Genomic DNA, 23,122 nt, shown 5'->3' on the forward strand with positions numbered 1-23,122 from the left:
ACTGCAATGACGCCACGATTTGTCCGCTATCTGCCGATCCTCACATGGGGCAGGCACTATGATCGATCCGCGCTGACGAACGATCTTGTCGCGGCAGTGATCGTGACGATCATGCTGATCCCGCAATCGTTGGCCTATGCCCTTCTTGCGGGGCTGCCGCCCGAAGCGGGGCTTTACGCTTCGATTGCGCCGATCCTGCTCTATGCGGTGTTTGGCACCTCCCGCGCGCTTGCCGTGGGGCCGGTGGCGGTGGTGTCGCTTCTGACCGCCTCTGCCGTCGCTCAGGTGGCCGAGCAGGGCACGGCCGGGTATGCGGTGGCCGCGCTGACTTTGGCGGCGCTGTCTGGCGGCTTCCTGTTGCTGCTCGGCGTGTTCCGGCTGGGTTTTCTGGCCAATTTCCTCAGCCATCCGGTGATCGCGGGGTTTATCACGGCCTCGGGCATCCTGATCGCGACCAGCCAGCTCAAACACATCCTCGGGGTCGAGGGCGGCGGGCATACGCTGATCGATATGGTCAGCGCGCTTGTGTCCCATGCCGGGCAGGTCAATCCGGTGACCGTCCTTATCGGCGTCACGGCCACGGCCTTTCTGTTCTGGGTCCGCAAGGGGGTGAAGCCGCTGTTGGTCAGGATGGGGGCAGGGCCTCGTCTGGCCGACATCGCTACCAAAGCGGGGCCCGTGGCGGCGGTTGTGGCAACCACGTTCGCGGTGTGGGCCTTTGGTCTGGCCGAGCGCGGCGTCTCGGTCGTGGGGGAGGTACCGCAAGCCCTGCCGCCGCTGACGCTTCCGGGGTACGCGCCGGACCTGATCCGACAATTGGCGATCCCGGCAATCCTGATTTCCATCATCGGCTTTGTGGAATCCATCTCTGTCGCGCAGACACTTGCCGCCAAGAAGCGTCAGCGCATCGACCCGAACCAGGAACTGATCGGCCTTGGTGCGGCCAACCTTGGCGCGGCCTTTACGGGTGGCTACCCGGTCACCGGCGGTTTCTCACGCTCGGTCGTGAACTTCGACGCGGGCGCCGAAACACCGGCGGCAGGCGCCTTCACGGCCATCGGTCTTGCGGTTGCCGCGCTCGCGCTGACGCCGCTTGTCTATTACCTGCCCAACGCAACGCTGGCCGCCACCATCGTGGTTGCCGTTCTTAGCCTCGTCGATTTCGCGATCCTGAAGAAAACCTGGTCTTACTCTCGCGCCGATTTCGCAGCGGTCGCCGCGACGATCCTTCTGACCCTGACGCTTGGGGTCGAAATTGGCGTGGCCTCTGGCGTGATCCTGTCGATCGCACTGCACCTTTACAAAACCTCAAAGCCGCACGTTGCCGAAGTGGGGCTGGTTCCGGGCACCAATCACTTCCGCAATATCCACCGGCACGACGTCACCACCGACCCCGAGGTACTGGCGCTGCGCGTGGACGAGAGCCTTTATTTCGTGAATGCCCGGTTCCTTGAGGACCTGATCCAGGATCGCGTGGTCGATGGTGCGGCGCTGCGTCATGTGATCCTGATGTGTTCTGCCGTGAACGAGATTGATTATTCTGCCCTCGAAAGCCTGGAGGCGATCAACCTCAGGCTCCGGGATCTGGGGGTGGGGCTGCACCTGTCGGAAGTGAAGGGGCCGGTGATGGACCGCCTGAAGACAACGCACTTCCTTGATCAGTTGAACGGGCGGGTCTTCCTGTCGCAGTATGATGCCTGGACGGCGCTTGCTAAGCCGAACGATCCGGCCAAGGCGGCAGAATGACCGAACAGGGACTGGCGGATTGCCGATCCCTGTCTACTGCCGCTCCTCAGTGGCTTAAAAGTCTGTCGATATTGGTTTCCAACCCGATCCGTCAGGACGCTGCCGATGCAACCGCGGGGGTGCAAGCCTAAGCCGAGGCGTCTGTCGTGGTGACGGTCAAGGTGTCATCGCCGCGCTTGCCGTTTTCCAGCCAGTCTCTTTCGCGATCTTCGATAAGGTTCCACAAGACGGTCCAGAATCCGCGCATTGCTTCGGGGCCGGCAGCCGCGCAGGCGCGGCCGATGCGGTCGAACTGGAAAGACGTGATTTTGCGCAACATCTCTTCGCCCTCTGGGGTGGTGTGCAGATGCCGTTGCCGCCGGTCGATTTCGGAAGTCCGCTGCTGGATCAGACCCATGCGGACAAGATCGCCCATGGGGCGGTGAATGTTCTGATTTGTCACTCGGATCAGGTCCAGCAACTGGCCAACCGTGATGCCCGGAGACTGGGTGACAAAATAAAGAATGCGGTGGTGGACCCGACCCAAGCCAAGACCAAGATCGGCAATGCGCCTGTCACCATCATCAATCAAGTTGAGGTGGGCCAGAAAATGCAACTCCAGTGTCAGCGAGCGCGCCGCGAGCGAGTCTGCCGGGGGCCATTCCTTTGTGGATAAGCGCGCATCTGAAGAAGGTTGCTGGTCGGGCATATCTACTGGCGTCCTGAACGTAACTTGTTGGCATCGCATGTTTAGCGTCACGGGCAGAAGATACAAGTTTCAAACTATAGTCGAAACAAAACTATAACAATCTTATTGACATTAATTTGGCGATGATGTGATCTTGCTCAAGACCGGAGCTCCGGTCGCTCAAGGGAGGAAAAAATGAATATTTTCGGAAAGGCGGCACTTTTTGCCGCCGGGGCAGCCGCGCTTGTCGCGAACCCGGCGCTGGCAGACGAAGACGCGTTCCGCGTTGGTGGAATTGTCTCGCTAAGCGGCGCGTATGGCGTGATTGGCGAGTCGATGCGCAAGGGCGCGGAACTGGCGGCAGAAGCCCGGGGTGGAACGGTTCTGGGCGCGCCGATCGTGTTTGAATGGGAAGATACCGAAACCAATCCGCAGATCGCTGTTCAGAAAGCATCGGCCCTTATGGGCAAGGGCGTGGACATGTTGTTTGGGGCCGTGAGTTCGGGCTCGACACTTGCGGTGATGAAGGTATCCGAGCGGCGCGGCGTTCCGCTTATTGTCACGCTTTCGGCCAGTGACCGGATCACGGGCGAGGACATGGCTTCCAACACCTTCCGCACCTCAAACCCGGTGCGGATGGAAAACACGATGATGGCCGAGTTCGTGGGCCGCGAAAAGCTGGGCAAGATATATGCCGTTGTCGCGGACTACGGGGTAGGGCGCGACATGTGGGACGACCTGAAGGGGCGTCTGGATGCGGTAGGGGCCGAGATCGTGGCAGAGGATTATCCGCCGCTGGGAGGCCGGGACTACGCGCTGATTATCGACAAGATCAAGAAGACCGATGCCGACGGTGTCGTGATGATCATGACCGGCGGCGATGCGATCACCTTCCTCAAGCAGTCGGGGCAGGTCGGGCTGAAAGACGAAAAGCAGATTTTCGGCACGATGGTCATGGACGAGATGATGGGCGAGGCGGTCGGAGATCTGTCCTTTGGCGTCAACTCGACCCTGCGCTACCACTTTGCCATCGACAACGAGGTCAACCGGGCCTTCGTGGAGTCCTACGTTGCAAAATACGGCGTCTACCCCGACCAGGCCGCAGGCGAAGCCTATGACGGCATGGCGTGGTTCCTGGACGTGGTGGAGGAAACCGGCGTCTGGGATCAGCAGGCGTGGATCAAGGCCTTTTCGACCTCGACCAATACGAAGTCATTGGAAGGCGTGAAGGTCATGCGCGCCTGCGACCATCAGGCGGCGCAATCGGGCATCTTTGGCAAGGCCATCAAGGGCGAAGCACCGCATCCGAATGTGACGATGGAGATCTCGTATCAATTCGACAGCGAAACCCTGTTTCCTGCCTGCGACTGATCAGGACTGCGGCCTCGAACTGGGCCGCAGTTTTATCCTCGGCTACAGATGACGGACACCATATGCGACTGATCGACTATTTTCAGAAGGGTCTAGAGCACGGGCCCGAACAGCCCGCCTTTGTCGACGGGCATTCCCGCCTGACCTACGCGGACGCAGATGAAATCGCGCGGCGGATTGCTTCGGCGCTTCATGGGCGGGGTTTGGCAAACGGAACCCGATCTGCCTTGTTCAGCCCGAATTATGCCTCTGCATTCGTTGGGCTTGTCGGCATATTTCACGCCGGGAATGTTTGGGTTCCGACGAATGCCCGGAATTCTGTCGATGCCAATGTTCACATGCTGAACCTGACATCCTGCGAAGTGCTGTTCTATCACAGCGATCTGGAAGATGCCGCTCTGGATATGATCCGGCAGGTGCCCTCGCTCAAGCTGGTGGTGTGTCTTGATCGGGACGGGCGCGATGGCGCGCCGTCGCTTGACGCCTTCGCCACAGCGGGCGACGGAACCTTGCCGGACGTGCCCGACGATGAGGATCGCATCGCGTCCGTCTTTCCGACAGGGGGAACGACGGGGCTGTCGAAGGGGGCGCAATGGTCCCACGGTACCTGGGGGCAGATGGTTCAGGAATTCTGGGCCAACATGCCTTGCGAGGGGCGTGCAGTTCACCTGGTGGCGGGTCCGATGACACATGCGGCAGGCGGGCTTGCCGTGATGGCGATGGCGCGGGGCGCGACAAACGTCGTCATTCCGAAGGCAGATCCCGAACTGATCATGCAAAGCATTCAGGAGCACGGGATCACGCATCTGTATCTGCCGCCAACCGTTCTTTACATGATGCTGTCGCACCCGAATGTGCGGAATTACGACTATTCCAGCCTGCAGTATTTCGTGCTGGCTGCCGCGCCCTGTGCACCGGAGAAGTTGCGCGAAGCATTGGAGGTGTTCGGGCCGGTCATGTGCCAGTGCTATGGGCAGGCCGAAGCGCCGATGTTCATTTCTTTCCTCGGGCGCGATGTTCTGAGTGATGCCGCAAAGGGCAATGTAGCGCACCGTTTTGCAAGCTGCGGGCGCCCCAGCCTGAGCGTGCGCACCGCGATCCTAGATGATGACGGGGCCGAGGTGCCTTGTGGCGAACGCGGCGAAATCGCGGTGCGCGGGCCGCTTGTCTTTGATGGATACGTCAATAATCCCAAGGCGATGCAAAGTGCATTCCGCGCCGGCTGGCTGTTGACCGGTGATGTCGGCTATCGCGACGAAGACGGGTTCCTGTACATCGTGGACCGCAAGAAGGACATGATCGTTACCGGCGGCTTCAATGTCTTCAGCGCCGAAGTTGAACAGGTGATCCTGTCGCATCCTGCCGTCAACGATTGCGCCGTCGTGGGCGTGCCCGACGCCAAGTGGGGCGAAGCCGTGAAGGCCGTGCTGGAGCTCAAGGCCGGGAGCACCGCTTTCGATCCATCCGAGATCATCGAGCTTGTGAAGCAGCAACTGGGTGGGGTGCATGCCCCCAAAAGCGTCGACGTCTGGCAGACGCTGCCCCGCAGCCCCGCAGGCAAGGTGCTGAAGCGGGACATCCGCGAACAATTCTGGGTCGGCGAAACGCGCGCTGTCTGATCTTGCCCGTGTAGGAAAACCATGACCGGAACTTTGATCATTGGCCTCAGCATCGCGATGATGCTTTTCTTGCTGGCGGCCGGGCTGACCATCATCTTCGGGATGCTGGGGGTCATCAATTTCGCCCACGGCGTGCTGTACATGGTGGGCGGTTTCATCGCCGTCGAAGTCGTCAACCAGACAGGAAACTTCTGGCTGTCCCTGTTGGTGGCGCCTTTGGCCGTGGCCGCGCTTAGTGCCTTGCTTGAAATACTGCTGCTCAGGCCGCTCTATGACCGGGATCATGTCGAACAGCTGTTGATGACATTCGGTATCATCCTCGTGCTCGACGAAGTGGTGCGCACGGTCTGGGGGCTTGGCTATCACGACATCCCACTACCCGGGAGCCTTTCTGGCGCCATACCCGTCTTCGACTCTGACGTGGCCGTCTATCGGTTGTTCCTGATCGGGGCGGGGCTGATCGCCGGGCTTGGGCTGTTCGCGCTGATCGAGTGGACGAAACTCGGGATCGTTCTGCGCGGCGCGATGACCCATCCCGCGATGGTCCGCAGCCTTGGCATCCCTGTATCGACCATCCGAACGATTGTCTTCGCGCTGGGCGGCGGGCTGGCCGCACTTGCCGGAACCATTGCCGCGCCGCTTATTCCGATCCAGGTCGGCATGGGTTTCGGCATCATCGTGGACTGTTTCATCGTGGTGATCCTTGGCGGCCTTGGAAATATCCGGGGCGCGATCGCCGCAGCCCTGTTGTTGGGGCTCGTGCGGGCCTTTGGTCAGCAGTACTTTCCCGAATGGATCGAACTGTCGACCTATCTGGTCCTGATGATCGTTCTGCTGTGGCGGCCGCAAGGATTGTTCACCTTTTCAAAGGGGCGCAAGGCATGACCCGCGGCAAATGGCACCTTAACCTGACGCTGGCGACAGTGATCCCCTTGGCGGTGATTGTCCTGTCGTTCCTCGGCGGCGCACCGCTGCACACATTGCTGTCGCTGATCGTGGTCTGGTCGATCTTTGCAATCGGGTTCGACCTGATCTTCGGCCTGACCGGCATCATATCTTTCGGTCACGCGGCATTCTTCGGCATCGGGGCCTACGCTTATGCTGTTCTGACGCTGTCGTGGGGCGTATCGGAAGGGGTGGCGCTACTGGCCGCGATCCTTTTCGGAACGGTTCTTGGCGCGCTGTTCGGAATAGTCTCTTTGCGCATTTCGGGCATCTACTTTGGCCTGACCACGCTGATCATGGCCGAGATGGTCAACCATCTGATCGCGATCAAGCTGAAACGATGGACAGGTGGAACGGATGGGCTGGCGGGCGTCAGCCGTCCCGAAATCCTGGGGCTGAATGTCTATGACGACCACATATACCTGATGCTTCTGGTCCTTGTTTTCTGGCTGGTCCTGCTTGGCGCGGCTGTGCTGCGGGCGTCGGCCTATGGGCAGGTGTTAAGCGCCATCCGGCAAAACCCGGTCCGGGCGGAACAGCTTGGCTATGACGTCTCTATGTACAAGTGTTCGGCCTTCGCGATCTCGGGAGGGGTTTCCGGGCTGGCCGGGGCGCTGCTTGGCGGTCTGATCTACTATGTCGGCCCGCAGATGACCCACTGGGCAACCTCTGGCGACGTTTTGATCATGACAGTGCTGGGCGGGCGCGGAACCTTTGCCGGACCGGTGGTCGGGGTGGCGCTGTTCGAATTCCTGCGCGAGGGCGTCGGCGACATATCAGACCACTGGCACGGGTTGCTGGGGCTCATCTTCATCGCCGTCACCCTCTGGATGCCTGGTGGCGTGGTCGGGCTGATCCAAGAGCGGGTACGACGCCGCCGCGCACTCAGGGCGGAACTGCGCCGCGCCACGATCCGGACGGAGGGCGCGACATGACCCATGCGATGAGCTGCAAGGGGATCGGCGTCAGCTTTGGCAAGTTTCGCGCCCTGAATGATGTCAACCTCGATTTCCCGGCTGGTCGTGTGACCGCGCTGATCGGTCCGAACGGAGCCGGAAAGACGACGCTTCTGAACGTTCTGTCCGGCATCCTGACCGCCGATCGCGGGCAGATCACGGTGGGTGGGCAAGACGTGACCCATATGGCGCCGCATCGACGCGCGGCGCTTGGGATCGCCCGATCCTTCCAGATCTTCACCATCTTTCCGGAAATGACCGTTCTGGAAAACGTCCGCTTTGCGCGCCAGCGCAAGCACCTGAAGGTGGCTCTGCCGTGGCAGCTTGCCCATCGTATGTCCCAGACCCGCCGCGACGCGATGGCGGTTCTCGACCGGTTCGGACTGGCCGATCTGGCTCAGACACAGGCGGCAAACCTGTCGCACGGCAAACAGCGGGCTCTGGAACTTGCGATTGTCGTGGTGAACGAACCGGAATTGCTGTTGCTGGATGAACCTTTGGCGGGGGTTGGCCATTCCGAGATGGAAGAGTTTTCCGCATTGGTCGGCGAAGCCATACAGGGGCGCACCGCGATCCTTGTCGAGCATAACATGGACATGGTGATGGGGATCTCGGACCAGATCGTTGTGCTTCTTGGCGGCGAAGTGCTGGCCAAGGGCACGCCGTCGGATATCCGCAGCGATCCGCGCGTCCGTGACGCCTATCTGGGAGAGGCGACATGCTGACATTGCGCAACGCGGATGCCTGTTACGGCGCGGCACAGGCGCTTCACCAGGTGTCGCTATCGGCAGGTCCGGGCGATGTTCTGGCCTTGGCGGGTCGGAACGGGGCAGGGAAGAGCACCGCGCTGAAAGTCCTTGCCGGGCACCTCGCGCTGCGCTCGGGAACGCTCGAGTTCGACGGCAAGACCCTGGCTAACCCGACGCCCGAAATGATGAGCCATCTGGGCGTGGCCTATGTGCCGGAAGATCGGCAGGTGTTCCCATCGCTCAGCGTGCGCGAAAATCTGGTCATTTCGACGGTGGCCCATCCCCGACCCAGAGGCGGCTGGACAATCGACAGGGTGTTCGAGTTGTTCCCGCGCCTGAAAGAGCGTCGTCGCGCCTTTGGGCAGGAATTGTCCGGCGGAGAGCAGCAGATGCTGGCCATCGGCCGCGCCCTTTTGTGCCAGCCGCGTCTGTTGCTGCTGGACGAGCCCACCGAAGGTTTGGCGCCGGTTGTCGTTGCCGCCGTTGTCGAAGCCATTCGGGAAATCGTGGCTGAAAAGGCCGGCATCATCATCGTCGAGCAGAATTTCACCGTTCCCGAGGCGCTCGCCACATCCTTTTCGGTGATGGACACCGGCAGGATCGCCTGGAACGGCACCAAGGCCGAATACATGGAAAACCGACGGGACGTGATGTCTCTGCTTTCGGGGCTGGGATCGGATGCCCAACCGCAGCCGACCTGACCCTGAAAGCAAAAAACTCATACAGCGTGGAGCGCATTGAACATGGACAAGAAAAGCACCCCGATCGTTGCCGGTGTCGGAATGGTCAAATTCGAGAAACCCGGTCAATCGGACACCTATGACGTGATGGCCGCAAGGGCCGTGCGCGAGGCGCTGGAAGATGCGGGGCTGGATTACAGCATGATCCAATCTGCCTATGCTGGATATGTCTACGGCGACAGCACCAGCGGGCAGAAGGCGCTGTACCATGTGGGGATGACCGGGATTCCGATCGTCAATGTGAACAATAACTGCTCGACCGGATCGACGGCCCTATACCTAGCCCGTCAGGCCATCGAGAGCGGCGCCGCTGACTGTGTGCTGGCTGTCGGCTTTGAACAGATGCGCCCCGGGGCGCTGGGCGATGTGTTCGAGGACCGGCCAAGCCCCTTTCAGGCGTTTGACGAGGCCACGGACCGCTGTGTCGGCGATGTGCCGGTCCCGCTTGCGCTGCGCTATTTCGGCGGGGCCGGTCTGGCGCATATGGAAAAATACGGCACCACGCTGCGGGATTTCGCCGAGGTACGCGCAAAAGCCAGCAGGCACGCGGCGCGCAACCCCCTCGCGCTGTTCCGAAAAGAGATCACCGCAGATGATGTTCTGGAGTCAGCCGAACTTTGGCCCGGCGCTTTGACACGTCTGATGGCATGCCCTCCGACTTGCGGCGCTGCGGCGGCCGTTCTGGTGTCGCCTGCGTTTGCGCGGCGCCACGGGCTTGAGGGCGGCGTCGGCATCGTCGCGCAGGACATGGTGACAGACCGCCCGGGCACCTTTGACAGCAACGACATGATGCGTGTCGTTGGCTATGATATGACGGTCGAGGCCTCGCGCCGGGTGTACGAGAAAGCGGGCGTCGGACCGGAGGACCTCGATGTGGTCGAGCTGCACGATTGTTTCGCCCAGAACGAGCTGATTACCTACGAAGGTCTTGGCCTGTGCCCGGAAGGCGGCGCGCAGAAGTTTATCCATGACAAAGGCAACACCTATGGTGGCAACGTCGTGGTCAATTCCTCTGGTGGTCTTTTGTCCAAGGGGCATCCGCTTGGCGCGACCGGGTTGGCGCAATGCTATGAACTGACCCATCAGTTGCGTGGAACGGCCGGTGACCGACAGGTCGAAGGGGCCCGCGCGGCCTTGCAGCATAACCTGGGACTTGGCGGCGCCTGCGTGGTGACCCTGTACCAGGCCATCTGACCAAGACGGCACTGTTCGGTGGGCATTTGCCTTGAACCGGGCAGTGTCTTCCGCCTGATGGCGCGGATCACAGATGCCATCGGGCGCTGACACGCGACGGTCAGGCGGACAGGGCCGTTGGCGGAATGATCAACGGCTGATGCTGCCTGTGTTCGAGATAGCGCCACATCTCGGTGACCACCGCAGTCGTGTTTCGCTCCAGGCGATGCAGGCAGATATCGACATCAATGGCCCAGCAGCTTTGCCCCGCCCACGCCAGAAGTCCGCTGTCTATGTCCGGCTGCACAAGGCTGAGCGGCAGCCAGGCAACACCAAGGCCATCGCGCGCCCGCAGCCTCAACGCCCCGGCAAGACTGCTCTGATACACAAGGTCCAGTCGCTGACAGATGCCACGTTCTGCCAGAATGGGTTCGATATGCTTTCGGATCGGGGCGGATTCATCGAATTTCAGAAACGGAATTGGCCCGGCATTTGTATCATCGATCTCGAATTGCGGCGAACCGTCAGGGTGCGCTTTGCAGACGGGCACCAATTGGTCTGATCCAATTTTGAGAGATGTTATATCGGGGTTTCTTTCCACGCCCGCGGCGTGACCGCTTTCAAACGAGATCACGAAATCGACGAGCTCGTGATTCAGGTCTTCCACACAGTTCGGTAAATCGTCTGCCCGCAACCTGGAAATGATCGGTCCGAACTCCAGTTCCAGGGCTTGCAACCAGGCAGGGTAGAACCGCCAGCCGATGGAATGTTGTGCTGCAAAGTTCACGATGTATTTGTCTGGCTTTGCAAGGGCCTCTCGGATCGAGGCCCTCTCGCTTTCAATTCGGGACAGGGCGTGTTGGCCAGCCTCAAGCATCTGTTGGCCTGCCAGCGTGAGGCGCACCGGATGACGCGAGCGGTCAACCAGTGGGGCGCCGACCCAATCCTCCAACGCGCGGATGCGCCGGCTGAAGGCAGATTGGCTGATATTGTTCTGTGCGGCTGCCTGAGAGAAATGCCCTGTCTCTGCAAGCGTCGCGAGATCCTCAAACCAGTTGGTGTCCATGGCGTAATTCTTGATGCGTTTCCTGCATAATGTTTGCTGAACATAGCATTGGTCAGGAGCCGGGTAGTGAGTCAATCTTGCTGACAAGAAACAGCTCACGAAAAACGTAAACTTGCGGAATGGAGGGGTTCCCATGCTGCTATCGCACTTTCCGAGGGCACTTTTGTGTCACCGGCAGACGCCGCTCGAGCCGATGGAAAACCTGACCAGGCTGCTTGGCGGGCCTCGCCTTTTCGTAAAGCGGGACGATTGCACCGGCCTCGGCACGGGCGGAAACAAGGCAAGAAAGCTGGATTTCCTGATGGGGGATGCGCTGGCCAAGGGGGCGGCTTGCGTGGTCACCCAGGGTGCCGTTCAGTCCAACCATGCCCGTCAGACAGCGGCGGCGGCCGCGCGGCTTGGCCTGAAATGTCACATCCTTCTGGAACGTCGGGTGCCGGACACCGATGCGTCTTACGAGGAAACCGGCAACGTCCTGCTGGACACCCTGTTCGGCGCCGAAATCAGCTTTCATCCGCCGGGATTGGATATGAATGCGCTGGCCATGGAAAAGGCCGAAGCGCTCACGGCCGCAGGGCAGGCGGCCTATTTCATTCCGGGCGGCGGGTCGAACCGCATTGGTGCCCTTGGCTATGTCAGCTGCGCTTACGAAATTGTCGCTCAGTCCGAGGCGATGGGGCTGGATATCGACGTGGTGGTTCAGGCCACCGGCAGTGCGGGCACCCAGGCCGGTCTGGTCGCCGGGCTGGAAGGAATGCGCAGCGGTATCGACGTTGTTGGCATCAGCGTCCGGCACCCGGAAGAGCGGCAGGTCAGCGCGGTGCACAAACTTGCCAATGAAACCGCTGAATATATTGGCAATAGCGACGGCATCCCGCGCGACCGCGTGATTGCTGACGACAGCTATGTGGGGCCCGGCTACGGTCAGCCCACCGACGAAATGGTCGAGGCCATCGAACTGATGGCGCGGCACGAAGGAATTCTTCTTGATCCGGTGTATTCCGGCAAGGGGATGGCCGGTCTGATTGGCATGATCCGGGGAGGACGGTTCACACCCGATCAGAACGTGGTTTTCCTTCACACGGGCGGCGCCACGGCGCTGTTCGCTTACGGGGAGTTGTTCGACAACTCCGGGAGGGTTTCGAAAACAAGCAAACAACAAACTCAGATGACAACGGGAGCTTAAAATGAAACATGTGAAAAGACTGGCGGCGAGCATACTGGCGTTGACGGTGACTGTAACAGCCGGTCACGCCGAGACGGTGCTGAAGCTGGGGCACGTATCCAGCCCAGAGAACGTCTATCACAAGGGTGCCCTTCGGTTTGCCGAAAAGGTTTCGGAACTGACGGACGGGGCCGTGACTATCGATGCGCTCTGCTGTGCACAGCTTGGCAATGACGTGGCCCAGGCAAAGACGGTGCAACTCGGCGCGCAAGACCTTGCCATCGTGTCATCCAACAACCTGGCGCAGTTCGATCCCAAGATCGACATCTTTAGCCTGCCGGCGCTGTTTCAGGATATTCCCTCGGCACAAAAGGCCGTGTTTGGCCCGGTCGGTGACGAAATCTTTGAAAATTTCATGAAAACCACGGGCATGCGGGTCATCTATACCACCGCCTGGGGATCGCGCGCCGTCATCAATAACAAAGTCGCCGTGAAGACCCCCGCCGACATGGATGGCCTGTTGCTGCGTTCGCCGGGCAGCCCGGTGATGAATGCGACCTACAAGGCATTCGGTGCCAACCCGACGCCGGTTGCCTTTGCCGAATTGTTCACCGCGCTTCAGCAAAAGACAGTAGATGGCGCAGACATGTCGCCATGTGATGTGCTCACGCTGAAATACTACGAGGTTCAGAACCATCTGACCACGACCAACCTGTTCACAGGCTTTGGCATGGTCATCATGAACGAACGCAAGTTCCAGTCGCTGAGCGAAAGCGAGCAGGAGGCGATCCTGGCCGCCGGGCGTGAGGCGGGCGAATATTCCTGGGGCCTGACCGCACAGTGCGATCTGGACGGTATCGCCAAGGCGAAAGAAGTCGGCATGGAGGTTGTCATGCTGGAGCCTGACGAACGCGCGGTGTTCTTCGACGCTGCCCGCGGCGTCTGGGACGAATTCGCGGACCGTGTGGGCGGGCGCGATCTGATCGACCGTCTGGTCGCAGCCTCGCAGTAATCGGCGAGCGGAAAAGCCTGACCGTCGGGCGCGCAGAGGCGCGGCCGACGTCCTCCGATTACGGTCCATCCGTTCATCTTGCCGATAGGACTTCTTTCATGAAACGACTTTTCATGTGGCTGAATCGTGCAGATCAGGTGGTGTTGATCTGCCTTCTTTCCACCCTCGTCTGTGTTCTGTTTCTTCAGGTCACCTCTCGCTTCATCTTCAAGCTGCCTATCGAATGGTCCGAGGAAATGGCCCGGTTCCTGTTCATCTGGTTCTGCTGGTTCGGATGCAGCTATGCGACGATCAACTACCATCACATCCGCATCACGGCGCATTTCCGGATCATGCCGGTTCCCCTGGCCTTGCTGCTGTTGCGGGTCGGAGATGTCTTGTGGATCCTCTTCAATCTCGTGGTGATCTGGGGTGGGGTTCTTTACCTGATGTCGATCCGCGAATACCCCTATCGGGCGATGATCACAGACATCGACATGTTCTGGATCTTCCTGCCTATCCCCGTGATCTTCACGATCTTCACCCTTCGCGTCGCGAAGAATCTCTTTGATCGCGATTACTTCGACCGCTCCATGAGCGAGGTTGAACTGGAAGCGGCGGAAGAAATCGCAATCGCGCAGACAGGAGCGAAGCAATGAGTGTCGGCGCCGCCATTGGCATATCCTTCGTCGTAAGCCTGCTGCTTGGAATGCCCATCGCCATCTCGATGGGCGCGGCATCAGTCGTCGCGATCTTCATCTCGGGGCTGCCGATCACCTTCCTTGTCCAGGTGATGTTCGAGGCACTGAATTCGTTCCCGCTGATCGCGATTCCGCTGTTCATCCTTGCGGGCGGCATCATGGAAAAAGGCGGGCTGTCGCAGCGGATCGTGAATATCTTCATGCCGCTGATCGGGCGGACCTATGGCGGGCTTGCCGTGGTGACGATCATGGCCTGCATGTTCTTTGCGGCCATCTCGGGCTCGGGTCCGCCGACCGTCGCCGCGATCGGGTCGATCATGATCCCCTCGATGCTGAAGCAGGGCTACTCTGCCAATTTCTCGGGTGCTGTCACGGCGTCCGGCGGAACGCTCGGCATCCTGATCCCGCCGTCCGTCCCGATGATCATCTATGGCATCAGTTCCGACACATCGATCCCAAGGCTGTTTGCGGCGGGCATCATCCCCGGGATCATCGTGGGCACCTTGCTGATCGCCGCGGCCTATCTCCTGTCGCGCCGCGCCGGATACCGGTCTGAAGAAAGCCGGGTCGATTTCGCGGCCTTCCGTGTCGCCCTGCGCGAAGGGTTCTGGGCGCTGATGGCGCCGGTGATCATCCTTGGCGGCATCTACGCGTCGATCTTCACCCCGACCGAATCCGCCGTTGTTGCCGTGGTCTACGGGTTGTTCGTTTCGACATTCGTCTACCGCGAAACCAGCTTTGCCAAGCTGAAGGAGGTGTTTCTATTCTGCGCCACGATCAGCGGCTCGATCCTTGTGATTATCACGACGGCCACTGTCTTCGGTCAGATCCTGACACTCCAGAACATTCCGCAGGAACTGGCCGCCTGGATCGGAAGCCTGTCGGACAACAAATACGTCATCCTGATCATCATCTGCCTTGTGCTGATCTTCATCGGGATGTGGATGGACACGATCGCCCAGATCATCCTGCTGACGCCGGTTCTTCTGCCAGTGGTCATCGGGCTGGGGGTGGACCCGGTGCATTTCGGGATCATCTTCGTGCTGTGCTGCGAGATCGGTTTCCTGACGCCACCGCTGGGCGTGAACCTGTTCGTGGCGATGCGTCTGACGGGATGCTCGATCGAGAGCCTGTCGAAATCGGCGTTACCCTACGTGATCGTGCTGATCCTTGCGATCGTGCTCATCATCTTCCTGCCCCAGCTCACGCTCTGGATCCCCAATCTCATCTATGGATGAAAGGAATATTGAATGCTGAATTTCAGGCGCCACGGACGGGGGCCCGCGCTGGTCTTCCAACATGGCTACCTCGGGGGCAATTCGCTCTGGAACCCGCAGCTGACCTTCTTCTCGCGTATGTTCGACGTCATCATCCCCGATGCCCCGGGCTATGCGGGCAGCGCGGGCGAGCCAGTGGCCGAGACGATTGCCGAGATGGCAGAGGCGAATTTTGCGCTGCTCGATCATCTCGGGATCGACGACTTTTGCCTTGTCGGCCATTCAATGGGCGGCATGATCGTTCAGGAAATGGCCGCTCAGCAAGAACGCCGGATCCGCAAACTTGTGCTGTATGGCACGGCCTGCTCGGGCAAAATGCCAAGACGGTTCGAAACCTTCGAGGAAACAGCCAACTCGGTTCGTCAAGACGGGCTCGAGGCAATGGGCCGCCGCATCGGCAAGACGTGGTTTGTCGAAGGCGAGGACGCGCCGAACTACTGGCTTTGCCAGAATTCGGGCAACGGGACGACACTCGAGGCCGCTCTGGCCGGTTTGCGCGCCATGCCCGCCTGGGATGGCTCGGACAGGCTTGGCAATCTGTCCATGCCGGTTATGGTGATGGGCGGTGATCGCGACAGATCGTACAGCCTGGACGAGATGGTGCACCTGTATCGCTCCATCCCGAATGCGCGCCTCGGCCTGTTGCCGCATTGTGCCCACAACGCCCATCTGGAAAAGCCGGACCTGTTCAACCAGATCCTCGCCGATTTCCTGCTGGAAACCTAGGGCGCCACGTCTCTTGGAAGAGCGAAATGGGCTTCGAGCGGTTCGCTGTGTGTTGTCTTGGTCGCTCAAATTCGCCTGTAATCCGAAGGCTCCTTAGGTACACGGCGAGCCTTCGGATTTCGATCACTGTTTTGTGAAGATCGGCTTCCCTCGGGCAAGAATTGACTTGTTGGTCAAACCTGTATCTGTTTCGCACTATTGCCTGACCGAAATGGCAAATCACCAACAGGAGACGACCATGACCAAGCTTTCACGCGCCCTGAGCCTGTCGGCTTCAGCACTCGCGCTGGCCCTGGCCGCCGGAACGGCTTCGGCCGAGACAATCCGCTGGGCCCGTGTGGCCGATGCGCTGACGCTCGACCCGCACAGCCAGAACGAAGGGCCGACACTGACCCTGCTGCGCCACATCTACAGCACGCTGGTATCGCGCAATGCCGACGGCACGCTTGAACCCAGCCTTGCCACCAGCTGGGAAATCCACCCCGACGATCCTTCGATCTGGGTTCTGACCCTGCGCGAGGGCGTTACCTTTCAGGACGGCTCTGCCTTTACCGCCGAAGACGTTGTCTTTTCCTACGAACGTGTTCTGCACGAAAGCTCGGGCTTCCGCGCCATCCATGCCGATGTCGAAGGCGCCGAGGCGATCGACGATTATACCGTGCATGTGAAAATGTCCGGTCCGTCGCCGCTGTATCCCAACAACCTGACCAACTTCTTCATCGTCGACAAGGATTGGGCCGAGGCCAACGATGTGGTCGCGCCGCAGAACTTTGCCGCGGGCGAAGAAAACTTTGCCGTCCGCAACACCAACGGCACCGGGCCGTACAAGCTGGTATCCCGCGATCCCGAAGTGCGCACCGTGATGGAAGCCTTCGACGGTTTCTGGGGCGACGCGCCTGCCGCGACCGAGGTGATCTATCAACCGATCCCCGAAGCCGCGACCCGCATTGCGGCGCTGCTGTCGGGCGAAGTCGATTTCGTGCAGGACGTTCCGGTTCAGGACATCGCGCGGCTGGAGCAGACCGACGGTGTAAAGGTCGTCACCGGCCCCGAAAACCGCAACCTCTTCTTCTCCTATGACATGACGTCGGAGAAACTGCGCTCGTCGAACGTGGACGACAACCCGTTCTCGCATCCCGAGATCCGCGAAGCCATGGCGCTGACGCTGGACCGTGATGCCATCCAGAAGGTGGTCATGCGCGGCCAGTCGCAGCCCTCTGCCGCGCCGCTGCCGCCCTTCGTGAACGGCTGGACGGAAGAGATGAACGCCTACGACGCGCCGGATGTTGCCCGTGCGACGGAACTGGTGAAATCTGTCTATCCCGACGGCTTCTCGGTGCAGCTTGACTGCCCGAATGACCGCTATCTGAACGACGAAGCGATCTGTCAGGCCGTCGTTGGCATGATGGGCCGGATCGGCATCGACGTGTCGCTGAACGCACAGTCGCGATCGCTCCATTTCCCACTGATCGAGAAATGGGAAACCGATTTCTATCTGCTGGGCTGGGGCGTACCGACATTTGACTCGGCCTATATCTTCAACTTCCTCGTCCACACCCGTGAAGACTCTTATGGCGCCTACAACGGCGGCAAGTATTCCAACGCCGAGGTCGATGCGAAGATCGAAGAGATCGCCACGATGACCGATCTTGAGGCCCGCGATGCCGTGATCGGCGAAATCTGGGATCAGGTGATGGAAGATCGCGTCTTCCTGAACGTGCACAACCAGCTGCTGGCCTATGCGGTGAAGGATGGTCTCAACATCGAGGTGCACCCCGAGAACCAGCCGACCATGTGGACCGTGACGTTCGACTGATCGGACAACCGGTAACACGCGCCCGGCCGGCCTTTCTGGTCGGCCGGGCGTTTCCAGTCGAAGCAGCCCACCATTACGATCCGGACCGGCCGCCCAGACGTCGAAGCCCCGCCACGCGCGCCTCATGACGGGACAGAAAAATGATCGCATTCATCATCCGCCGCCTTATCCAGTCGATCATCGTCATGGTCGCTGTTGCTGCGGTGTCCTTCGCGCTGTTCCGCTTTGTCGGTGATCCGATCAATTCGATGGTCGGGCAGGAAGCCTCGATCGACGACCGGCAGGCGCTGCGCGACAGTCTTGGTCTGAACGATCCGATCATCACGCAGTTCGGTCGTTTCATAGGCAATGCTTTGCAAGGCGAATTCGGTATTTCCTACCGTCTTCAGATGCCGGTTACCGAACTTATCATGCAGCGCCTCCCGGCCACGCTTGAGCTTGCGCTGGTCTCGGGGACACTGGCCTTCATCACCGGGCTGGGGCTGGGCGTTTATACGGCTTTGCGACGGCGCGGAGTGCTGTCGAACGTTATCATGACCGGCTCGCTGATCGGTGTGTCGCTGCCCACCTTCCTGATCGGTGTCCTGCTGATCTGGGTTTTCGCGGTCGAGCTGCGCTGGCTGCCGTCGAACGGCCGCGGAGAGGTCGTCTCTATCGGGTCGTGGTGGTCGACCGGGTTCCTCACCACCTCGGGGCGGCTGGCGCTGATCCTTCCGGCGATCACGCTGGGGCTGTACCAGATGACGCTGATCATGCGGCTGGTGCGGGCCGAATTGCTTGAGGTGCTGCGCTCTGACTTTATCAAATTCGCCCGTGCACGTGGCCTGTCGGCCCGCGCGGTGAATTTCGGCCACGCGCTGAAAAACACGCTTGTTCCGGTTATCACGATTACCGGGCTGCAGCTTGGGTCGATCATCGCCTTCGCCATCATCACCGAGACGGTGTTCAACTGGCCGGGTGTCGGCGCGCTGTTCATCAGTTCGGTCCGCTTTGTCGATGTGCCGGTGATGTCGGCCTATCTGATGATGATCGCGCTGATCTTCGTCATCATAAACCTGATTGTCGATCTGCTGTACTACGCGGTCGATCCACGTCTGCGCGTTGATCGCGCAGCGCACAGCCATTGAGGAGCCACCCATGACTCCGGAAACACAAGCCCCCCAGACAAAGGCGCCCGGCCGCCTGTACCGCGCGTGGGACAGTGATCTGGCCTATGCCTTTCGTACCGCGCCGGTTGCCATCGTGGCAACGCTGGTGGTGCTGGTTGTCGTCTTCTGTTCCGTCTTTGCGCCCCTGATTGCGCCGATGAACCCCTACAATCCGGCCGCGCTGAACCTGATGAACGGCTTCACCCCTCCGATGGAGCCGAATGCCTTTACCGGAGAGGTGTTTCTGCTTGGGGCAGACGGGCAGGGGCGCGATATGCTGTCGACTATCATGTACGGCACGCGCACCTCGCTGTTCGTCGGGGCGATGGCGGTACTGTTCGCGATGGTCATGGGCATTTCCATCGGGCTTTTCGCCGGCTGGCGTGGCGGCTGGGTCGACAGCGCGTTGATGCGGATCGCGGATGTGCAGCTGGCCTTTCCGGCGATCCTGATCGCGCTGCTGGTGTTCGGCATCGCCCGGGGCTTCATTCCCGACGGCCTGCGCGACCAGCTGGCCATCTGGGTACTGATCGTCGCCATCGGGCTGTCGGACTGGGTGCAATTCGCCCGCGTGGTGCGCGGGGCCTCGATGGTCGAGAAGAACAAGGAATACGTGCAGGCCGCGCAGGTGATCGGAGCGCATCCGCTCAAGATCATGTTCCGCCATATCCTGCCCAACGTGATGGGGCCGGTGCTGGTCATCGCCACCATCAGCCTTGCGCTGGCAATCATCGCCGAGGCGACGCTGTCGTTTCTTGGCGTCGGCGTCCCTCCGACCCAGCCCAGCCTTGGGACGCTGATCCGGGTTGGTCAGGGCTTCCTGATTTCCGGAGAGTGGTGGATCCTGCTGTTTCCCGCTGTCACGCTGCTTGCGCTGGCGCTCTCGGTCAATCTGCTGGGCGACTGGCTGCGCGACGCCTTGAACCCGCGCCTGCGATAAGGGAGCCCGCAATGACTGATGCAAAGACCGAACCGCTTTTGTCCGTCCGCGATCTTGTGGTCGAATTTCCAACACGCCGCGGTGTGCTGCGGGCGCTGGACCGGGTCAGTTTCGACATCATGCCGGGCGAGGTTCTGGGCATGGTGGGCGAATCCGGTGCCGGCAAGTCGATCACCGGCGCGTCGATCATCGGCCTGATCGAGCCGCCGGGCCGGATCGCCAGCGGCGAGATACGCCTGAAGGGCGAGCGGATCGACACGCTTGGCCCCGAGGCGATGCGCCGGGTGCGCGGGCGGCGGATCGGGATGGTTTTTCAGGACCCGCTGACCTCGCTCAATCCGCTGTATACCGTGGCGCAGCAGCTGACCGAAACGATCCGCACGCATATCGACATCTCGAAGGGCGAGGCGCGCAAACGCGCCATCGCCTTGCTGGACCGGGTCGGCATTCCGGCCGCAGCGCGCAGGATCGACGATTATCCGCACCATTTCTCGGGCGGGATGCGGCAGCGCGTGGTGATCGCACTGGCGCTTTGCGCCGAACCCGAACTTGTCATCGCCGACGAGCCGACGACCGCGCTGGACGTGTCGGTGCAATCGCAGATCATCGAAGTGCTCAAGGATATCTGCGCCGAAAGGGGCGCGGCGGTCATGCTGATTACCCATGACATGGGCGTTATTGCCGAGACTGCGGACCGGGTCGCCGTTCTGTACGCTGGGCGGATGGCAGAGATCGGGCCCGTGCGCGACGTCATTACCGAGGCGCTGCATCCCTATACCGCCGGCCTCATGGGCTCGATCCCGACCCTGACGCAAGAAACAGACCGGCTGGTGCAGATCCCCGGCGCGATGCCGCGGCTGCATGCCATCCCACAGGGCTGTGCCTTCAACCCCCGATGCGAGCGGGCCTTTGCCCCCTGCCGCGAGACGCGGCCCGATCTGATAAGCCGGGAGGGCGGTCGCGATGTCGCCTGCTGGCTCTACGACCCCGCCCGGACAGGAGAGTTGCGTGATGCCTGACCCGCTTGTGAAAATCGAAGGCCTGACCCGTCGCTTCGATGTCTCGAAGCCCTGGCTCAACCGGGTGATCGAACGCGATGACAAGCAGTTCCTGACGGCCAACGCCGATGTCAGCTTTGAAATCGCCAAGGGCGAGACCTTTGCGCTTGTCGGCGAAAGCGGGTCGGGCAAGTCCACCATCGCCAAGATGGTTGTCGGCCTGTTGCCACCATCGGCGGGCACCATCCGTTTTGATGGGCAGCGGATCGACGCAAGCCTTGGCATTCCGCGCAGCCTGCGCCGCCGGTTCCAGATGATCTTTCAGGATCCTTTCGCCAGCCTCAATCCACGCTGGCGGGTGGGGGAAATCATCTCGGAACCGATCCGTACGTTTGGTCTGATGAACGCCACCGATGCCAGGGCCGAAGCCGCGCGCCTGCTCGAGGTCGTCGGCCTGTCGGCTTCGGATGTAACAAAGTATCCGCACGAGTTCTCGGGCGGTCAGCGGCAGCGGATCGCCATCGCGCGGGCTCTGTCCTCCAAGCCCGAATTCATTGTCTGCGACGAACCAACATCGGCGCTGGATGTCTCGGTTCAGGCGCAGATCCTGAACCTGATGCGGGACCTTCAGGATGAATTCGGCCTGACCTACCTTCTGATCAGCCACGATTTGTCGGTCGTGCGACACATGGCGACTCGGATCGGCGTGCTGTACCTTGGCCGTCTGGTCGAGGTCGCTCAGGGCAAGCGGTTGTTCGCAGAGCCACAGCATCCCTATACACGGATGCTGCTTGACGCGGTGCCGGATCTTGCCCTGTCAGGCCGTCGCCGCCGTCCTGTCGAAGGGGAAATCCCCAACCCGATCTCACCGCCGTCCGGCTGCGCGTTTCATCCCCGCTGCCCCTTGGCGTTTGATCGCTGCCGGACCGAAATTCCGCAGCCCAGGCCCACTCCGGCGGGGCAAGCCGCCTGCCACGCGCTGGACGACATGGTCCCGGCGTAAACGTTGATATCGCTATATTGCGCGGCAGCAACGGCGGTCGCGCCGCTGTGGGCCAGAGCGCGGGCATCAGACAGCGCGTCAGGTTTCGATTTTGCGCATGGCCCAGCTGACGCTGAAGCCATGTAAAATCGTGGACAGCAGAATGATCAGCCCGACCAGCGACCAAAGCTGACTTTCGTTCACGAATTCCATGTGGTTCATCGCGTAGCACAGATAGTAGATCGAACCGATCCCGCGCACGCCATAAACGGCGATGGCGGCCCGATCCTGGCGGGGCATATCGGTTCCCGCCAGGCTGAGCCATCCAGAGACCGGGCGCACGATCAGGATCAGGATCAGGGCAATCCATACCTGGTTCCATGTCAGATCGGCAAACACGATCGGCAGGATAGACCCAAGTGCTATCAGCAGGACAGACGTCAGCGCGTGTTCAATCGACTCGGAAAAATCATGCAGCCGCCGGTGAAAGTGGTGGTCCTCCTCCACCCGCCGCAGGGTCAGCCCCATGACCGCAACAGCGATGAAGCCGTAGCCCTCCACCAGTTCGGTCGATCCGTAGCAGAGCAACACTCCGGCAAGCGCGATCACCCCCGAACCAGTATCCGCCAGCGGGGCCTTGCGTGGCACCGAGAACAGCACGAACGCAAGCGCACGACCGCCAGCCCATCCCGCGCAAGCGCCGATGGCGATGCGATAGCAGACATCCCAGGCGAACCATTCCACGGCCCAACTCCCGGGGTTCAGACCTTCGGCAGCCACAATCAGCCCCAGATAGACAAAGGGAAAGGCCAGACCGTCGTTCAACCCGGCTTCGGTTGTCAGGGTAAACCGTACGGGGTGCTCGCCCCCTTCATGTGGGGGGCCAACTTGCACATCGGCGGCCAGCACCGGGTCGGTTGGGGCCACCACAGCGCCAAGCAGGATCGCGCCGGCCACTGTCAATCCTTCCAACCCGATGCCAAGCAAGGCCACAAGCGTGATGGTCAGCGGCATACCAATGACCAGCAATCGGACGGTGGGCCCCCAGTTCCGCCAGGGTCTTACGCTGTCGATCCGCATGCCGGTTCCGAACAGCGCGATGATAACGGTCAGTTCGCTCAGCAGTTCCCAAGGCAAGGGCGTGTCTCGCGGGTCCGGGAGGGATGGTACGTCTGGAATAGCCAATGTGGCGACAGCGCCAAAAATGATCATCAGCGGCGCCGAGGCCGGTTCGTTGCGGCTGACAAGCCGAGGCAGCCAGCGCGCGGTGATGACAATTATTCCAATCGCCGCGAGGGCAATATGATAGGGATTCAGGGCAAAAAAAGAGTCCGGGATCATGGGGG

21 protein-coding genes are annotated in these 23,122 nt (G+C 60.9%); 18 read left to right on the top strand and 3 right to left on the bottom strand.

Features of this window, described 5'->3' with window-relative positions; all coding sequences use genetic code 11:
* Positions 1–6: 6 nt before the first annotated feature.
* Positions 7–1,746 carry a SulP family inorganic anion transporter gene (locus FGK64_RS10335; RefSeq protein WP_138863709.1) on the top strand — a complete coding sequence of 580 codons (1,740 nt, stop codon included), beginning with the start codon at positions 7–9 and terminating at the stop codon, positions 1,744–1,746.
* 127 nt (positions 1,747–1,873) lie between these two features.
* Here the strand turns inward: FGK64_RS10335 and FGK64_RS10340 are convergent, their stop codons facing one another.
* Positions 1,874–2,434, bottom strand: coding sequence for a MarR family winged helix-turn-helix transcriptional regulator (locus tag FGK64_RS10340; protein WP_171054029.1), 561 nt, complete (start codon positions 2,432–2,434; stop codon positions 1,874–1,876).
* A 174-nt stretch (positions 2,435–2,608) separates the two neighbouring features.
* On the opposite strand from FGK64_RS10340, the gene FGK64_RS10345 reads away from it, so the two are divergent.
* The 7 genes from FGK64_RS10345 to FGK64_RS10375 all read left to right on the top strand — a co-directional run bounded on the left by FGK64_RS10345 (position 2,609) and on the right by FGK64_RS10375 (position 9,987).
* A complete protein-coding gene (locus FGK64_RS10345) occupies positions 2,609–3,784 on the top strand; it encodes an ABC transporter substrate-binding protein (protein WP_138863711.1) in 1,176 nt (391 codons plus the stop codon).
* A gap of 62 nt (positions 3,785–3,846) precedes the next feature.
* Positions 3,847–5,403 carry an AMP-binding protein gene (locus tag FGK64_RS10350; RefSeq protein WP_138863712.1) on the top strand — a complete coding sequence of 519 codons (1,557 nt, stop codon included), beginning with the start codon at positions 3,847–3,849 and terminating at the stop codon, positions 5,401–5,403.
* A 21-nt stretch (positions 5,404–5,424) separates the two neighbouring features.
* Positions 5,425–6,288, top strand: a complete 864-nt coding sequence (locus tag FGK64_RS10355; RefSeq protein WP_138863713.1) for a branched-chain amino acid ABC transporter permease — start codon at positions 5,425–5,427, stop codon at positions 6,286–6,288.
* Positions 6,285–7,283 carry a branched-chain amino acid ABC transporter permease gene (locus FGK64_RS10360; RefSeq protein ID WP_171054030.1) on the top strand — a complete coding sequence of 333 codons (999 nt, stop codon included), beginning with the start codon at positions 6,285–6,287 and terminating at the stop codon, positions 7,281–7,283. The genes FGK64_RS10355 and FGK64_RS10360 overlap by 4 nt, the downstream gene beginning before the upstream one ends.
* Positions 7,280–8,029, top strand: a complete 750-nt coding sequence (locus FGK64_RS10365) for an ABC transporter ATP-binding protein (RefSeq protein WP_138863715.1) — start codon at positions 7,280–7,282, stop codon at positions 8,027–8,029. Before FGK64_RS10360 ends, FGK64_RS10365 begins: the two co-directional genes overlap by 4 nt.
* Complete coding sequence (locus FGK64_RS10370) at positions 8,023–8,754, top strand: ABC transporter ATP-binding protein (RefSeq protein ID WP_138863716.1); 732 nt, start codon at positions 8,023–8,025, stop codon at positions 8,752–8,754. The genes FGK64_RS10365 and FGK64_RS10370 overlap by 7 nt, the downstream gene beginning before the upstream one ends.
* Positions 8,755–8,796: 42 nt before the next feature.
* Positions 8,797–9,987, top strand: coding sequence for a lipid-transfer protein (locus FGK64_RS10375; RefSeq protein ID WP_138863717.1), 1,191 nt, complete (start codon positions 8,797–8,799; stop codon positions 9,985–9,987).
* Positions 9,988–10,087: 100 nt separating this feature from the next.
* Here FGK64_RS10375 and FGK64_RS10380 read toward each other — a convergent pair whose 3' ends face one another.
* Positions 10,088–11,032 (bottom strand): LysR family transcriptional regulator, encoded by a 945-nt coding sequence (locus FGK64_RS10380; protein WP_138863718.1) that lies wholly within the window; start codon positions 11,030–11,032, stop codon positions 10,088–10,090.
* 133 nt (positions 11,033–11,165) lie between these two features.
* On the opposite strand from FGK64_RS10380, the gene cuyA reads away from it, so the two are divergent.
* The 10 genes from cuyA (at position 11,166) to FGK64_RS10430 (ending at position 21,797) form a co-directional block, all read left to right on the top strand.
* The gene (gene cuyA / locus FGK64_RS10385) at positions 11,166–12,218 is read left to right on the top strand and encodes a D-cysteate sulfo-lyase (protein WP_138863719.1); all 1,053 of its coding nucleotides are present in this window, start codon (positions 11,166–11,168) and stop codon (positions 12,216–12,218) included.
* A gap of 1 nt (position 12,219) precedes the next feature.
* Positions 12,220–13,209: a TRAP transporter substrate-binding protein gene (locus tag FGK64_RS10390; protein WP_138863720.1), complete on the top strand. Its 990-nt coding sequence runs from the start codon at positions 12,220–12,222 to the stop codon at positions 13,207–13,209.
* A gap of 98 nt (positions 13,210–13,307) precedes the next feature.
* Positions 13,308–13,847, top strand: a complete 540-nt coding sequence (locus tag FGK64_RS10395; RefSeq protein WP_138863721.1) for a TRAP transporter small permease — start codon at positions 13,308–13,310, stop codon at positions 13,845–13,847.
* Positions 13,844–15,127: a TRAP transporter large permease gene (locus tag FGK64_RS10400; RefSeq protein ID WP_138863722.1), complete on the top strand. Its 1,284-nt coding sequence runs from the start codon at positions 13,844–13,846 to the stop codon at positions 15,125–15,127. Before FGK64_RS10395 ends, FGK64_RS10400 begins: the two co-directional genes overlap by 4 nt.
* A 12-nt stretch (positions 15,128–15,139) precedes the next feature.
* Positions 15,140–15,892, top strand: coding sequence for an alpha/beta fold hydrolase (locus FGK64_RS10405; protein ID WP_138863723.1), 753 nt, complete (start codon positions 15,140–15,142; stop codon positions 15,890–15,892).
* A gap of 238 nt (positions 15,893–16,130) precedes the next feature.
* Entirely contained in the window at positions 16,131–17,708 is a 1,578-nt protein-coding gene (locus FGK64_RS10410; protein WP_138863724.1) for an ABC transporter substrate-binding protein, read from the top strand.
* Positions 17,709–17,848: 140 nt separating this feature from the next.
* Entirely contained in the window at positions 17,849–18,835 is a 987-nt protein-coding gene (locus FGK64_RS10415) for an ABC transporter permease (protein ID WP_138863725.1), read from the top strand.
* Between the two features lie 10 nt (positions 18,836–18,845).
* The gene (locus FGK64_RS10420) at positions 18,846–19,796 is read left to right on the top strand and encodes an ABC transporter permease (RefSeq protein ID WP_138863726.1); all 951 of its coding nucleotides are present in this window, start codon (positions 18,846–18,848) and stop codon (positions 19,794–19,796) included.
* 11 nt (positions 19,797–19,807) lie between these two features.
* Complete coding sequence (locus FGK64_RS10425) at positions 19,808–20,815, top strand: ABC transporter ATP-binding protein (RefSeq protein WP_138863727.1); 1,008 nt, start codon at positions 19,808–19,810, stop codon at positions 20,813–20,815.
* On the top strand, positions 20,808–21,797 hold the full coding sequence (locus tag FGK64_RS10430) for an ABC transporter ATP-binding protein (RefSeq protein WP_138863728.1): 990 nt from the start codon (positions 20,808–20,810) through the stop codon (positions 21,795–21,797). Before FGK64_RS10425 ends, FGK64_RS10430 begins: the two co-directional genes overlap by 8 nt.
* 78 nt (positions 21,798–21,875) lie before the next feature.
* On the opposite strand, the gene FGK64_RS10435 is transcribed toward FGK64_RS10430, so the two are convergent.
* On the bottom strand, positions 21,876–23,117 hold the full coding sequence (locus tag FGK64_RS10435; RefSeq protein ID WP_138863729.1) for a cation:proton antiporter: 1,242 nt from the start codon (positions 23,115–23,117) through the stop codon (positions 21,876–21,878).
* Between the last annotated feature and the right edge of the window lie 5 nt (positions 23,118–23,122).

The sequence above is a fragment of the Arenibacterium halophilum genome, assembly GCF_005938225.1.
In the GTDB taxonomy this organism is placed as follows: Bacteria; Pseudomonadota; Alphaproteobacteria; order Rhodobacterales; family Rhodobacteraceae; genus Arenibacterium; species Arenibacterium halophilum.